General features: G+C 60.8%; 10 protein-coding genes and 1 riboswitch. Of the genes, 6 read left to right on the forward strand and 4 right to left on the reverse strand.

Annotated elements, in window-relative coordinates; genetic code table 11:
- The first annotated feature begins 64 nt into the window (after nt 1–64).
- Nucleotides 65–142: riboswitch (cyclic di-GMP riboswitch) on the forward strand.
- A gap of 433 nt (nt 143–575) precedes the next feature.
- Nucleotides 576–1,484 (reverse strand): LysR family transcriptional regulator, encoded by a 909-nt coding sequence (locus ACFO3E_RS12305; RefSeq protein WP_066531419.1) that lies wholly within the window; start codon nt 1,482–1,484, stop codon nt 576–578.
- 107 nt (nt 1,485–1,591) lie between these two features.
- On the opposite strand from ACFO3E_RS12305, the gene ACFO3E_RS12310 reads away from it, so the two are divergent.
- The 3 genes from ACFO3E_RS12310 (at nt 1,592) to ACFO3E_RS12320 (ending at nt 5,603) form a co-directional block, all read left to right on the forward strand.
- Entirely contained in the window at nt 1,592–2,704 is a 1,113-nt protein-coding gene (locus ACFO3E_RS12310; protein WP_380805038.1) for an S-(hydroxymethyl)glutathione dehydrogenase/class III alcohol dehydrogenase, read from the forward strand.
- Nucleotides 2,705–2,712: 8 nt separating this feature from the next.
- Nucleotides 2,713–3,549, forward strand: coding sequence for an S-formylglutathione hydrolase (gene fghA, locus ACFO3E_RS12315; protein WP_380805040.1), 837 nt, complete (start codon nt 2,713–2,715; stop codon nt 3,547–3,549).
- Between the two features lie 95 nt (nt 3,550–3,644).
- On the forward strand, nt 3,645–5,603 hold the full coding sequence (locus ACFO3E_RS12320) for a cellulase family glycosylhydrolase (protein WP_380805043.1): 1,959 nt from the start codon (nt 3,645–3,647) through the stop codon (nt 5,601–5,603).
- Between the two features lie 13 nt (nt 5,604–5,616).
- Here the strand turns inward: ACFO3E_RS12320 and ACFO3E_RS12325 are convergent, their stop codons facing one another.
- The 3 genes from ACFO3E_RS12325 to ACFO3E_RS12335 all read right to left on the reverse strand — a co-directional run bounded on the left by ACFO3E_RS12325 (nt 5,617) and on the right by ACFO3E_RS12335 (nt 10,900).
- Nucleotides 5,617–7,158, reverse strand: coding sequence for a right-handed parallel beta-helix repeat-containing protein (locus tag ACFO3E_RS12325; RefSeq protein ID WP_066531428.1), 1,542 nt, complete (start codon nt 7,156–7,158; stop codon nt 5,617–5,619).
- 325 nt (nt 7,159–7,483) lie between these two features.
- A complete protein-coding gene (locus ACFO3E_RS12330) occupies nt 7,484–10,027 on the reverse strand; it encodes a TonB-dependent receptor (protein WP_380805045.1) in 2,544 nt (847 codons plus the stop codon).
- A gap of 99 nt (nt 10,028–10,126) precedes the next feature.
- Nucleotides 10,127–10,900, reverse strand: coding sequence for an SDR family NAD(P)-dependent oxidoreductase (locus ACFO3E_RS12335; RefSeq protein WP_380805048.1), 774 nt, complete (start codon nt 10,898–10,900; stop codon nt 10,127–10,129).
- A 425-nt stretch (nt 10,901–11,325) separates the two neighbouring features.
- Here ACFO3E_RS12335 and ACFO3E_RS12340 point away from each other — a divergent pair, with 425 nt between their 5' ends.
- The 3 genes from ACFO3E_RS12340 to ACFO3E_RS12350 are packed head-to-tail and all read left to right on the forward strand — an operon-like array spanning nt 11,326 to nt 14,982.
- Complete coding sequence (locus ACFO3E_RS12340) at nt 11,326–12,975, forward strand: class I adenylate-forming enzyme family protein (protein WP_380805050.1); 1,650 nt, start codon at nt 11,326–11,328, stop codon at nt 12,973–12,975.
- Nucleotides 12,976–12,992: 17 nt separating this feature from the next.
- Nucleotides 12,993–13,862 carry an amidohydrolase family protein gene (locus ACFO3E_RS12345; protein ID WP_066531838.1) on the forward strand — a complete coding sequence of 290 codons (870 nt, stop codon included), beginning with the start codon at nt 12,993–12,995 and terminating at the stop codon, nt 13,860–13,862.
- A 16-nt stretch (nt 13,863–13,878) separates the two neighbouring features.
- Entirely contained in the window at nt 13,879–14,982 is a 1,104-nt protein-coding gene (locus ACFO3E_RS12350; RefSeq protein ID WP_066531433.1) for a Rieske 2Fe-2S domain-containing protein, read from the forward strand.
- Nucleotides 14,983–15,084 lie beyond the last annotated feature (102 nt).

The raw sequence follows: 15,084 nt of genomic DNA on the forward strand, positions 1-15,084 counted from the left end.
GACGAACCGGGACAATTCAGTTAAACAAATCCTAAGGCAGAGAAGCGCGCCGCAGCGAGCGATCTGACCGAAAGGGCAAACTGTCGGTGACGGCAGGACGCAAAGCTTCCGGTCTCTTTCAGGAGACAGCGGGGTTACCGAAGCAGGAATGTGATGCGATGAAAGCGCTTAGCCTCTTTTCTTCAGATATGGATGCAGGGCCACCTGGCCACGCAAGCGGCAGTCAGGCGTGAAGCCGTTGCCATGACTTTTGCCGCATGGCGGAGCGGGTCAGGTTGCGCCCTTCGCCGTGCCCGGACAAGTTGTCAGTCTCGGGCCTCCTCGCTGGCCCGTCAGTCTTAGCTCCCTCGGGTCGCACTATGGGAGAGAAGCACAGCGTCCCAAAGACCCATCTCCCCACCCGGGGCGCTGTGCTTCATTCATTCAGTTGGAGGTGGGCTTTCCGGATGAGGTCGTCCGGGATTAAGACGATCCTTTTAGCCTCGAATAATCCATTCGGCTGTCTGAAACGAATGTTGCGGGAGGCTTTGACAAGCCCGGACTTGGGATCTCCGTCTATAATTGCGACGCTATCACTATTCAATCGGCGGCCTATTTTGACCGCGGGAACTCATTGCCGCGAAAAGTTCATGTTCCAGGCACTCTACCGCCGCACGCACCTTGGGAAGCAGATGCCTTCGTTGCGGATAGACCGCCCATATGGGTTCGTCCGGCGCGCGGAAATCCTCCAGGATCAGCTTCACCATGCCATGTTGAAGATAAGGCAGAATATAGAAATCGGGCAGCTGACAAATGCCCAATCCTGATATGCAGGCGTCGATGACCGCCTGCCCGCTGTTGCAGCGAAATCGTCCCTTGGGGCGGTGCAGCATTTCGCGGCCGTCATCGGCGAACTGCCATAGCGGGCTGGTGCCGATGATGCATTCATGCGCCGCGAGGTCATCGACGCTGGCGGGTTCGCCCGCCCGTGCGAGATAGCTGGGCGCGGCGCAGGCGTAGAGGGTGCGGGACGCGACGCGGGTAGCGATGAGGCGCGCGTCCGATGGCTTTCCTGTCCGAATGGCTAAGTCATAGCCTTCGGATACCAGATCGACCAAGCGGTTGGTAAGATCGACCGTCAAGTTGAGCCCGGGGTGGCGCATGGCGAAACGGCGAAGGATGGGCGCAACGAAGCGTTCACCCATGGCGGTCGAGCAGGTAACCTTCAGCTCTCCATGCGGTTCGCCTTGTTCCCCGATCATCGCCATGGCTTCATCGCGTTCTTGCGCGATCTGCTCGCAACGCTCCAGAAAGATGCGTCCGGTGTCGGTCAGCCGGACGATCCGCGTGGTGCGATGAAAGAGCTGCGCCTGAACGCGCCGCTCCAGTGCCATGATCGATCGGCTGACATGGGTGGAGGACATGCCGATTATCTTGGCTGCGCGGGTAAAGGAGCCGGTTGAAGCGACCGCGATGAACTCGTCAATCCCGTCCCAGGAAGACATGATTAAACCTCATATGGGATAGTCTATGTACCACAAACCATATTATCGCGTAATTGATGGAGTGCTATAGCGGTTTGCATCATCTCGATGAGGATAAGGATAGCTGCATGAAGACCCGCGCCGCCGTCGCTTTCGAAGCGAAGAAGCCCCTGGAAATCGTCGCAGTCGATCTGGAAGGGCCGAAGGTTGGCGAGGTGCTGATCGAGATCATGGCGACGGGGATTTGCCATACCGACGCCTACACGTTGGACGGGTTCGACAGCGAAGGAATCTTTCCCTCGATCCTGGGCCATGAGGGCGCGGGGGTGGTGCGTGAGGTTGGGCCGGGGGTGACATCGGTCAAGCCGGGCGACCATGTGATCCCGCTCTACACGCCCGAATGCCGCCAGTGCAAAAGCTGCCTGTCGGGGAAGACCAATCTGTGCACGGCGATCCGCGCGACGCAGGGGCAGGGCCTGATGCCGGATGGCACCAGCCGGTTCAGCTACAAGGGGCAGATGATCTTCCACTATATGGGATGTTCGACCTTCTCCAACTTCACGGTATTGCCCGAGATCGCGGTGGCGAAGATCCGGGAAGACGCGCCCTTTGACAAAAGCTGCTATGTCGGATGCGGTGTGACGACCGGCGTGGGAGCGGTGATCAACACGGCGAAGGTGACGCCGGGCAGCAATGTCATCGTGTTCGGACTGGGCGGGATCGGCCTCAACGTCCTGCAGGCCGCGCGCATGGTCGGGGCGGACCGGATTGTCGGCGTCGATCTCAATGAAGGCAAGGCGGAGTGGGGCAAGCGGTTCGGCATGACTCATTTCTATAATCCGGCGGGCAAGAGCACGGCCGAAGTGGTGGCCGATCTGGTCGCGCTGACCGATGGCGGGGCCGATTATACCTTTGACTGCACCGGCAACACCGAAGTCATGCGCCAGGCGCTGGAAGCCTGCCATCGCGGGTGGGGCGTTTCGACGGTGATCGGCGTCGCGGAAGCGGGCAAGGAAATTTCGACCCGGCCGTTCCAGCTGGTCACCGGCCGGGTGTGGAAGGGCAGCGCCTTTGGCGGCGCGAAGGGGCGTACCGATGTGCCGAAGATCGTCGATTGGTATATGAACGGGAAGATAGAGATCGATCCGATGATCACCCATGTGCTGACGTTGGAGGAGATCAACAAGGGGTTCGACCTGATGCATGCGGGGGAAAGCATCCGCAGCGTCGTGGTCTTTTGAGGCGCGGCATGGAACAGGTCAGCGCCAACAGGGCCTTTAACGGCGTGCAAGGCGTCTATAAACATGCGTCGGCGGAGACCCGGACGGAGATGACTTTCTCCGTCTTCGTGCCTCCCCATGCGGATGGGGAGACTCTGCCGGTCGTCTCGTATCTGTCGGGCCTGACCTGCACCCATGCCAATGTTACCGAGAAGGGCGAATATCGGGGGGCTTGTGCGGAATTGGGGCTGATCTTCGTTGCGCCCGACACGTCGCCGCGCGGCGAGGGCGTGCCGGACGACCCGGCGGGCGCTTATGACTTCGGCCTGGGTGCGGGCTTCTATTTGGATGCGACGCAGCCGCCGTTCGACCGCCATTATCGCATGTGGTCCTATGTTACGGAGGAGCTGCCTGCGCTGATCGCGGACAATTTTCCGGCGGATATGAGCCGTCAGTCCATCATGGGACATTCGATGGGCGGCCATGGGGCGCTGACCGTCGCGCTGAGGAATCCCGGACGCTTCAAAGCCGTATCCGCCTTCGCCCCGATCGTCGCGCCGTCCAGCGTGCCGTGGGGTGAGAAGGCGCTGGCGGGATATTTGGGTGAGGATCGCGCAGCCTGGCGCGGGCATGACGCCGTTGCCTTGATCGAGGATGGTGCGCGCGTCCCGGCATTGCTTGTGGATCAGGGCGCGGCCGATCCGTTCCTAGAACAGCAGTTACGGCCGGAACTCCTGCAGGCGGCGTGCGAGGCGGCCGGGATGCCGCTGACGCTGAACATGCGGGACGGCTATGACCATAGCTATTATTTCATCTCGACGTTCATGGCCGATCATTTGAAGTGGCACGCGCAGCGGTTGCGCTGATTGAAAAACGCCGGCTGAATGCCCGGAAAGGCGGTGGTCCTGAAACGCGGACTTCTTTAGCTCTTGCGATAAACGGGACCAGCAAGGTCTCGACTATGGGAGTGAAGATTTTGCGGATGAAGGCGGCTGTTTCCTTTTCCTGCGTGACGCTGGCGGTTGGGCTGAGCGCCCCGGCGCCTGCGAAAACCGCCGACATGCGGATTGAACAGCGTGGTCGTTGGTTCGTCGATCAGAGCGGCCGCGTGATCACCTTCCATGGCGGCAATGTGACCTTACCCGAATTCGACAAGCCGCAGCAGCCGCGCTGGACGGCCGAAACTTCGGTGCGCATGGCCGAACAGGGCTTCAATGGAGTGCGGCTGGTGATCTTCTTCAGCCGGGTCATGCCGCAGCCGGGGCAGATCGACCAAAGCTATCTGAACCGTATCGCCAAGGCAGTCGCCGCATATAAGGCGGCGGGCATTCATACGCTAATCGATTTTCATCAGGATCAATATAGCGAGAAGGTCGGCGTGAGAGGTATGCCCGACTGGGCCGTCTTTTCCGACGGATATTCGCGCATGCCGGGCGTCGAATTCCCCATCGGCTATTTCAAGGACCCCGCAGTGCAGCGGTCCTTCGACAATTTCTGGAAGAACCATCCGGTGCCGGGCATGGGCAAGGGGGTTCAGGACCTCTATGTCGAGGGGCTCGCCGCGGTAGCCCGGCGGTTCCGCGATGAGCCCGCCGTAATGGGCATCGACATCTTCAACGAACCAGCGACCGGCAGCCGCTGTGCTGAACCCGATCCGGCGAAGGCGAACTGTCCGGAGCTGGAGCAGCAACTGTTGAAGCCATTCTATGAAAAGGCGGCGCAGGCCATCAGCCGTGCGGCCCCGCGCATGATCATCTTCGTCGAACCCTTCATGCTGCAAGGGGCGCTGGGTACGCCCATCAACACGCCTATCGCGGGCCCTTCGGGACGGCGGGCGCTATCCTTCCACAATTACGGACCGGTCAAAGCGACGCGGGACCGGGTCAATGACGGAGCGCTGGCGCATGTGATCCGCAGCGACGCGGCCATTATCAATACGGAATGGGGCTTTTCCAACGATCCTGCCGAAATCGTGGGGCAAGCCGCCGATTTCGATGCGCGGCATATTTCCTGGCTCGCCTGGACGCGCGGGTCATTCGAGGCGCTGGTCGATCCCAAGCTGCCGAATGTGGGCAACGGCAATCGCGTGGCGCTGTTGCGCGCCTATGCACGACCCTTCGCGGAGGCCACGGCCGGGACGCCCGTCATGATGAGCTTCGATCCGGATAAGGCCGTGCTCACCTATCGCTATAGGACGCAACTCGGGAACGGGCGGCGCGCGGCGGGAGGGGAAACGGAGATCCGTATCCCAGCGATCCACTATCCCAATGGCTATAAGGTGGCTGTCGTTGGCGGAAAAGTGCGTTCCGCCGCTGGAGCGCCCCTCTTGCGGGTCCGCAACGATGCGAACGCGCAGAATGTCATCGTCACCGTGTCGCGCGTCGGCGTGCTGCCGCCGCTGCCGCCGAGTGAGGGTGAGCCGGACCGCAAGGATGCCGGGCTGCGGACGTTGCCGCCCATCCCGGCAGGGCCGCTGACGCGCAGGTCGCTGATCGGCCACATCGTCGTGACCCCGGGCGGGCGCGCGCTGCTCGATCGGGAGGTGCCCGGCATGTTGCAGGGGCTTAGCCACGTATCCGGCTGGGAGAGGATGACTTTTGCCGATATTCAGCGCTTTGCGAGCGGCACGCTGACCGAGGAGAAGTTGCGGCAGATCGAGGCGGATCTGGCGACGTTGCACGTGACGCCCGGCCCGGTCCAGCAGGCGGGGCGCCTTAGCATCGATTCCATGACGAGTGACCTGATCGCCGATCCCAGAGCCCGTGCGATCCTCGACCGCGAGGCTCCGGGCCTGACCGCTTCCGGCAAGCAAGGGCTGTTCCCGCAAACGCGGCTGCGCAACCTTCAGCCCGAACTGCCGGGAATATTGACCCCGTCAGTCCTGGCACGCATCGAACAGGCCCTTGCCGCGCTGAAGTGAGGGCCGGAGGCGCTTATCGCCGCGCCTCCGACACGCGGAGCCGTTTGGGCTGTTTCAATTCGACGAACGAGCCCAATTCGCGGCGGAGCATGGTGATCATCCAGCTGCGGTGCCGGGTCAGATAGTCCGAAAAGCCTTCCGGCTTTGCAGGATCGAAGGCAGGCGCCTGCCAGTCGGAGGGCTGTTCTTCATAGACGGCTTCGACCCGGCCGCCGCCATCGACCGGCGCATCGACGTGGCTGCCGAAATAGCTGTTGCCCTTGAAGCGGATGGATTCTGCGGGATCAAAGCCGGCCTTGATCAGATAATCGGGGCCGCTGCGACCGATCTCGCTGCCATAGCGCGCCTTGCCAGCAACCTTGAAGACATTGTCCTTGAACCGGACCTTGCGCGCCCATCCGTCCCATTGGGTTGCTACCACCATCTGCACATCCATCGCCTTGCCGACATGGATGACATTTTTTTCAACCAGCGCATCGGACACATTGCCCGCAATCTGGAAGATGCGCGTCCCGTCATTGCGGCTGACATTGAAGCGAGCCGTCGTTCCGTGGTTGCCAATATTGCCCTTTTCATCCTGTTTGGGCGAGCAGATGAGCAGGAAGCCCCCGGCATTGTCGTGGCTGTAATTGTAAAGGAAGGTCGTGCGCCGGGAATTGAAGTCTGAATCGAACCCCTGGCCGTCATAGCGGGTACGGGTATAGGCGGCTTCGTTGAGCTGGATCAGGCTGTTGTCGGTGCTCCATTGCCAGATGCCCGCATTATAGCCAGGCGCGCGGCTACCCGCATAACGCACGATATTATGCTCGATGAGCGCCCCATTCGTGCCCCGGGGTACGATGCCGTCGCCGCCGACATCCTCCACATAATTGTCGCGGATGACGACCTTTTCGCTGGGGAACCAGTTGAGCGATGTCACCTGATCGCTGATCCCCGCGATGCCGGATCGATCGACGCGCCAGATGATGTTGCGCTCGATCGTAAGGTCGTGAAAGCGTGTGGGCACCCGTTGCCCTGCTGCGCGGAAGACGATGCCGCCATTATCCTTGCGTTCGTTGGTGCCGCGCACGTCGTGGATATACATGTCAGTGATGCGAATGCCGCGCGTCACGCCACGGTCCTCCGTCGACACAAGGACGCCGGTGCGTTGCGCGGGGGAGGGGGCGTTGTTCGTCACCTCCAGCCCGCTGATCGAGACATATTCCGCATTGATCACGCCGACGCCATGCGGGGAAATGCCTCCCGCATCGATGCGCGCTCGGGGGCCATCCCCGGCCGAAGCGACCATGATCGGCGCCTTCTCACTACCCGAACGCGTGATGGTGAGCGGTTCGCGCCAGACAGACCCTGCCGTCAGCACCACATTGTCGCCAGGCTGGAGCGGGAAGGATGAGATGCGCGACAGGGACCGCCATGGCTGCGCAGGCGATGTGCCGGTGAAGCTGTCATCGCCCTTGGTGGAGCTGATATAATAGGTCTCTGCTTGCGCTGCGGTAACGTACCCGGCGGACCAGAAGAGTGTGAGGAGAGAGGCAGTTCCGAGGGTTTTGAACAATGTCGCAGCGCTCCAACAACAATTCACATCGCTAAATTCTACCGGCAGCTGGCTGAATGCGAAGTGAAATGAATGGTTGCTGCGGGTAGAAAAAAGTCCCCGCCTCTGGACCAGAGGCGGGGCACGGGGAGAGGGGGCGTTGCCGCCCTGAAAGCTTTCAAAGTTGGCGTTCGAAGATGACCGTTCATCCTGAGTAGGGACTAAGCAAGGTCGAAGACCCTATCGAAGCATCAAGCGCGGTGCATGACCCTTCGATATGCCATTTCGACAAGCTCAATGGCTACTCAGGACGAACGGAGGTGGTTCTGATTTAACGCACCACGCTTCAGAATTTTGCGCCGACGGTGATGCCATAGGTGCGTGGCTCAGCATAATAGCCGCCGGCAAAGCCGAGTTGGCCATAGTCGATGCTGCGGACGAAATCCTTGGCGTTGGTGAGGTTCTTTACCCACAGGCGCACTTCGCCTTCGCCGGTGCCGAGCGGGATGCCGTCAATGCCGATCTGAGCGTCGATCAGGTCGATATCATCGCCCTTGATCTGTTCATTGAAGGGCGAGCCCACCGAGCTGCTGAAATTATATTTGCCATCCTCATGCGTATATCCGATGCGGCCCCGCAGCGTGGCGTTGCCCCAGTTCAGAGGGAATTGTGCATTGAGCGCCACATTGGCTGTCAGCGGCGAGGTGAAGCCAGGCGTCACGATTGGCGCGATGTTGACGGGCGGTGCACCGGGCGTGGGCGATTGGCCCGCCAGGAACTCCTTATAATTGATGTCGATATAGCCAAGGCTGCCGTCGAGTGAGAAGTTGTCGGTCAGGACGGCCTGGGTTTCGACTTCAAAACCGTTATAGACGACCTTGCCTGCATTGATGATCCGGGTGGCGAAGGTGCCGACCGGCGCATTGGTGACAGGGCCGAGCACAGCGAGATTATCATAGATATTATGATAGGCTGCGACGTTGAAGCGCAGGCGGCGGTTGAACAGCTCGCTCTTCAGCCCGATTTCGTAGGACGTCACCTTTTCCGGCTTGAAGCTGCCGAGTTGATTGGTGCCGGTGATCGCCGGGTCCTGCGAATTGAAGCCGCCCGAGCGATAGCCGGTGGCCGCGCGTGCATAGAGGTTGATGCCGTCCGCGACGTCATAGCCCGCCATCAGGTTCCAGGTGAACTTGCTGAACTTCGCGCGACCGGTTTCCGGTGCGAGCGGCGGCGCTGCGCCATTCTGGGTACGCAGCATCATCTTTTCGTCCCAAGTGTAGCGGCCGCCTGCGGTCAAGCGGATGCCGCTGTCCCGACCGCCGGGGTAGAAGGTCGCCTGACCATAAAGCGCAGTGCTTTCGGCCGAGGTCGTGTATTTGAGGCGCGCGCGCGTTTGCACCATCCGATAGCGGGCCGGGTTGGCGGCGGCGAAAGCCGGGCCGAGCGGTCCGAAATTGGCGAGGAAGATGCTGTTGGTGTCGAGGATGAAGCCGCTATTCTGGAAGCCATTCTCAGACCCCTTCTCCCAGAAATAAAAGCCGCCCACGACCCAATCGAGCGTGCTGGTGTCGCCGGAGATTTCGACTTCCTCACTAAACTGCTTGTGACGGCGGCTGTTGGCGACGTCGAACAGATCCTGCGTAACTGTGGGAACCGGGGAAGCGGCGATGAAGGGCCGTGCGGCCGCCGGGATCGTCGGTATGAATTGCAGCAGCGAGGCGGGCATGCCGTTGAACAGCGTGGCATTGGTGAAGGCCGGGCCGGAAAAGGCGCCGATCCCGTCCAGATCCGTCACATTGTCGCTGTTCCAGAAACGGTAGCCGGTGGTGGACTTCACCTTGAAGCCGCCGAAGTCGTTCTGCACCTGAAGATTATGGCCCCAGGTCTTATCGACGGCGCGGCTCAAGATGTTGTTGCACACTTCGTGGCGATAGGTGCGCGACGGCACGGCCAACGCGGCACATTCGGGATTGGCGAAGGTTGCGCCCGCCAGATATTGGGCGACCGGCGCCTGCTGGGTCACGACGACCTGCTGACCGTTGATGGTGATCGGCGGGCGGGGAGTGCCATCCGCGACGTTGGTCAGGATGAAGGGCAGCGGCGTGCCTTTGATCCGGGTCCAGTCGAAAATATATTGGATGCTGCCCGTGCCGCCCAGGTCAATGCGAGCCGCGGCGCGCAGCGCGTCCGACTTGCGCGCGCCCGGGTCGCGAGAATCGCGAGGCTGCAGGATATTGTCGATCACCCCGTCGCGCTCGCTATGGCTGTAGGAGAAGCTGGTCGAAATGCCTGCAAGCTCACCCGGATCGACGGAGATCTTGCCATTCCAGGCGTTGAAATTGCCATAGCCGGCCTCGGCCTTCAAACGGAAGGTCGAAGAAGGCGCACGCGAAATGAAATGCACCGCGCCGCCCGTGGTATTGCGGCCGAACAGCGTGCCCTGCGGACCGCGCAAGACCTCGACGCGCTCAATATCCATGACGTTAAGGCCCATGGCGCCGCCGCGGGCGATATAGATGCCATCGACATAAAGACCGTTCGCGGCATCGACGCCGAAGCTTTCACTGCCGCCGTTGGAAATGCCGCGCATCGAGAAGACAGCAGCGCTGTTGCTGGTGGTGCCCTGGGTGATCACGACATTGGGAGCGAGGCCACTGAGGTCGCGGCTATCCTTGACGCCCAGCTGCTCGATCTTTTCAGCGCTGATGGCGCTGATAGCAATCGGAACGTCCTGAAGATTCTGCGCCCGCTTCTGCGCGGTAACGACGATTTCGTCGAGGCCGGGTTCGGCAGTCGTCGAGACTTCCTGCGCCATTGCCTGACTTGCAATAGCGAGGCTGCTGACCCCCAGGATGAGATGCAGTGCCGCATATCCATATGTTTTTGCCATGATCTTCTCTCCCTTGATCTTATGAACGTGTTGATCCCTGCGCGCCGAAGATGTGACGGCGCGTCGATTGTAAGTTGTCGGTACGATGAGAATTGAGTGTCAGGACGGCATGTATAGTTGGGCCGCTTTCCCTCCATCTACCGGCAGAGCCGTGCCGGTTATGTAACTTGCCGCATCGGACAGCATGAAGACGATCGCCTGCGCCAGTTCTTCAGGCTGTCCGCCGCGCTGCATGGGGATGGCGGCTGTCGTCCGCTCCGCAGTGTCTGCCGACAATGCGGAGAACTGTTCCGTCGGTGCGGTTTGGACCTGGCCGGGGATGATTGCGTTGACCCGGATGCCGAGCGGTGCGCCCTCCATCGCAGCGGCAGCGGTGAAATGCACCAGCGCCGCCTTGGACGCGGAATAACTTGCCATGTTCACGGTCGCGCGGATGCCGCAGGTGGAGGCGATATTGACGATCGATCCTTTTCCCGCTGCCGCCATAACCTTCATCGCCGCCTTGGTGCTGACGAACGCTGCGTCGCAATTCACGGCGAAATCCTTGCGCCAATGGTCGAGGGTCAGCTTGGCTATCGGCGCATAATGGGTGGACATCGCATTGTTCACGAGCATGTCGAGACGGCCGAATTCCTCCGCCGTTCCTGCGATCATGGCGTCCAGCGCTGCGCTATCGGAGACGTCGAGCTGGACCGCATTTACCCGGCCGCCTTGCGCCATGATCCGTTCGCGTGCGTTATCGAGCAGCGCTTGCCGCCGTCCGCAGATGACCACTTGCGCGCCGCGCTTAGCCAACAGGGCGGCGGTGGCTAGGCCGATGCCGTCGCTGCCGCCCGTTATAATGGCGACGCGCCCTTCAAAATCCTCGCTCATTCGACGTCGAGTCCTCGCCAATGCTGAATCGCCCCATGCCTCGGGAGGCGGTGCGTTGCGACTCAAGATCATCCAAAATTCGGAATTTGTAAACTCATATATTCCGAATATCGTTGTTCCTCCGCCTCGTTGACACGGTTCCGGTTCCGGAAGCATCAGTTTAACGAAGCTGGACAACGCGACAGATTATACAGTAATTATACCGGGTTTTCCTGAGCATCAGGGTTGTCCCACGGCTCTACGGTATAAGCTCCGAGTGTGCGGAAAAAAATTATAGTTGAATTACGCGATTGGTGAAATACACTGGGGTGCAAGAACAAGCATGAGTCGAGGAAGCAGGATGTCGGGATCGAACAGGGGCCATGGCCCCGACCGTGAATCTCCCGTCGAACAACCCGCGGCGGCGCAGTGGTCCCAAGGATAGCATGAGCAAGATCGATCCTATTTTCGCGGCGGTCACCGCGCCGGGCACGCCCTTCGAAATCGGCGAGCAAGAAGGGCTGCGTTTCTTCGTGAACGCGCCTTCCGACCTCAACCAACTGATCGAAAGCGCCCGCCGTTTCGGTGAGCAGACCTGCATCGTCGATCGCGACGGCCCAGAAGGCGAGCGTCGGCTGAGCTATACCGAAGTCTTCGCATGGCGGGACAGGCTGGCCGCGCATTTGGAGATCGGTCGGGGCGACCGCGTCGCCATCTGCATGCGCAACCGGGCGGAATGGATGGTCGCCTTTCTGGCGGTGATGAAGCTTGGCGGGGTTGCGGTTTTGCTCAACAGCCGGGGTTCTGCGGCTGAACTGGCGGCGATGGTGGAGGAGGTTACCCCCGCCCTGGTGCTGGCCGACGCGGACCGCGCGGTTCTGCTGCGCGACGGCGGCTATGACGGCCGATTGCTGGACGTGACGCAGCCGCTGGAGGATCGTGGCGATGCGGCTGGCGACGGCCTGATCGCCAAGCCGGGCGATCCTTGCGCCATTCTCTTCACCTCAGGCACGACCGGAAGGGTCAAGGGCGCGGTGTTATCTCACCGGAGCCTGATCACCGGGCTTTTGGGCACGCAACTCACTGGCTCCATGGTGCTGCACAATATGGCGCGTGAATATGGCATGCCGGTGGAGACGCTGGCAGCGCAGGTGCCGCCCCAGGCCATTTTGCTCGTCTATCCGCTATTTCATATTTCAGGGTTGGGCTCTGGCTTCCTCGCGCCGCTGCTGTCGGGCGGCAAGATTGTGATCATGCGGCGTTGGGATGCGGAAGAGGCGGTGCGCGTCATCGAGCGCGAGGAGGTGACGCAGCTTTCTACCGTTCCCACCATGTTGTGGGACATGGTCAATCGTGCCCGGCTGGAGGACGCAGACCTAAGCTCGATCCGCAACATCGGTTCGGGCGGTCAGGCCCTGCCGCTCAATCTGCTGGAGGAGGTGCGGAAGCTGTGTCCGCATTCGATGCTCGGGACCGGCTATGGTATGACCGAAACATCGGGCGCGATCGCGCAGGCGGTGGGGGCAGACTTTTTGGCGGCGCGGACTTCGGCGGGGCGGGTTTTGCCGCTGGTCGATCTGCGGATCGAGCGGGAGGACGGGACCGTCTGCGGCCCCAATCAGACCGGCGAGATCATCGTGCGCAGCGCCATGATCATGAGCGGATACTGGAACCGGCCGGAGGATACGGCCAAGACCTTCACGGCAGACGGTTGGCTGCGCACGGGCGACATCGGTTATCAGGATGAGGATGGCTATATCTTCATCGTCGATCGGGCGAAAGACATGGTCATCTCCGGCGGCGAGAATATCTATTGCGCCGAGGTCGAGCGGGTGCTGAGCGAAATGCCGCAGATCACCGAATGCGCCACGTTCGGCGTTGCCGACGACCGACTGGGCGAGGCGCTGGTCGCCGTGGTGCAGGCCAAGGGACTGGACGAACGCAGCATCATCAATTGGGTGGGGGAGCGGCTGGCGCCTTACAAAGCGCCGGTTAGGGTCGCCTTTTCGAGCGAGCCGCTGCCGCGCAACCAATCTGAGAAAATCGACAAGATCGCGCTGCGCGCGCTGTGGCCGCAACTGGCTGCGAACAACTGAAACAGGAGAGTTTCGTCATGGGCATGCCCAAGGACATAAAGATCATCGACTGCATGCTGGGCATTCCGGAAGCCGAGGACCGTTCCGCCTGGTTCGATCCCTTCCGTCCGCTGATCAAGGACCAGCAGACGCTTCAGCAGTTTGCCATGCCGGCGCAATATATGTTCAAGGACATTCCGCAGACCGGCAAGACCGACGATTATGTGTCCTGGACCGTCGAGCAGATGGACCAATATGGCATCGACAAGGCCCTGGTCGGCTGGAACGACAATGCGACGTCCTATCGGGCCAAAGAGATGTACGGCGACCGCTTCTTCTTCGACCTGCCCTGCGATCCTAACAAGGGCATGGAGGAAGTGCGGCGGATCAAGCGCATCCATGCCGAAGTCGGCCTGTCCGCGATCAGTGTCTTTCCGGCGGGCACGCTGCCGCAGGTTGCGATCAATCACAAATATATGTTCCCGCTCTACACTTGTGCGGCGGAGCTGGGGCTTCCGGTGCTGCTTAACGCCGGGATTCCGGGGCCGCGTATCCCAATGGAGACGCAGAAGGTCGAGCATCTGGATGAAGTCTGCTGGTTCTTCCCAGAGCTGAAGGTCGTCATGCGGCATGGCGCGGAGCCGTGGGAAGCGCTGGCGGTCAAGCTGATGCTGAAATGGCCCAATCTTTATTATTCGACCAGCGCCTTTGCGCCCAAACATTATCCCAAGGCGATCATCGACTACGCTAATACGCGTGGTGCCGATAAGATCATCTATGCAGGCTATTTCCCCATGGGTCTCAGCCTGGAGCGTATCTTCAGCGATATGCAGAATGTGCCTTTCAAGGACGAAGTCTGGCCGAAATTCTTGCGTGAGAACGCGGTCAAGGTCTTCGGCCTCAACTAATCTGACGGAGCTTTTCATGTCCAACGCCCAAAGCAGCGCCGCCAACGATGCGCGCACGCCCCCCGTCGCCGTCTGGCAGATCCTCGAAAAGCTGAAAGGGCAGGAACTGCTCGACTGGCGGCTTGCCGAGGTGACGGATCGCGCCTCCGTGAAGGAGCGCAATCTCGACATCGGCATCCCCTTTGGGTGGTATCCGCTGCTGCTGTCCTCCGAACTCGCCGTTGGGGAGGTGAAGCCGCTGCGTTACTTCTCGAAGGATCTGGCGATCTGGCGCGGGGAGGACGGCAAGGTCCGCATGCTCGACGCCTATTGCAAGCATCTGGGCGCGCATATGGGCCATGGCGGCAAGGTGCATGGCAATCTGCTGGAATGTCCTTTCCACGCATGGCGCTATGATGGTGACGAGGCGGCGGTGAAGGATATTCCCTACGCCCGCGTCATTCCGCCGCAGGTAAAACGCAAATGCACCCGCAATTGGCACATCACCGAAACCAATCGGTGGATCTGGGCCTGGTATCATCCGGAGGATGTCGAGCCGCTGTTCGAGGTTGCGGTTCTGCCCGAGGCGAGTGATCCCGATTGGACCGATTATGAGGTCCATGAATGGAATGTTTGGGGGTCGCTTCAGAACATGGCGGAAAATGGCGTGGACGTTGCGCATTTCCGCTTCATCCACGGCACCGCGAATGTTCCCTTGGGCGAGCTACGTTGGGACGAATGGGGCCGCGGCGCCGATGTGAAGGCGAAGATGGGCACGCCCTGGGGCGAAGTCGATGGCTGCATCAGCTATGACACGATGGGACCGGGTCAGAGCTGGACGCGCTTTACCGGCATTTCGGAAACGCTGTTGGTCGCCTGTCTCGCTCCCGTTGAGCTGGACCATGTCCATGTCCGCTTCTGCTTTACCCAGCCAAAGGCGCAGGCCGAAGGCGAGCGTGCGGGCGTTGCACGCGCCATCATCCGCGACATTTGCAAGCAGTTCGATCAGGACAAGGTCGTATGGGACCGGCAGAAGTTCGAGCCCAATCCGATCATCTGCGATGGTGACGGCCCCATCCCGCAGTTCCGCAAATATTATGCGCGCTACTATGCGGATCAGGGCGTGACGGCAGAGGCATAGAACGGGTCACGATCAGTCAATCGCATCCGACACCCGCTCGGGCTGAGCCTGTCGAAGCCCCTTTTCTGGTCTGAAGAGGATACAGGCCCTTCGACAAGCTCA

The sequence above is a fragment of the Sphingobium tyrosinilyticum genome, from assembly GCF_042654265.1.
In the GTDB taxonomy this organism is placed as follows: Bacteria; Pseudomonadota; Alphaproteobacteria; order Sphingomonadales; family Sphingomonadaceae; genus Sphingobium; species Sphingobium tyrosinilyticum.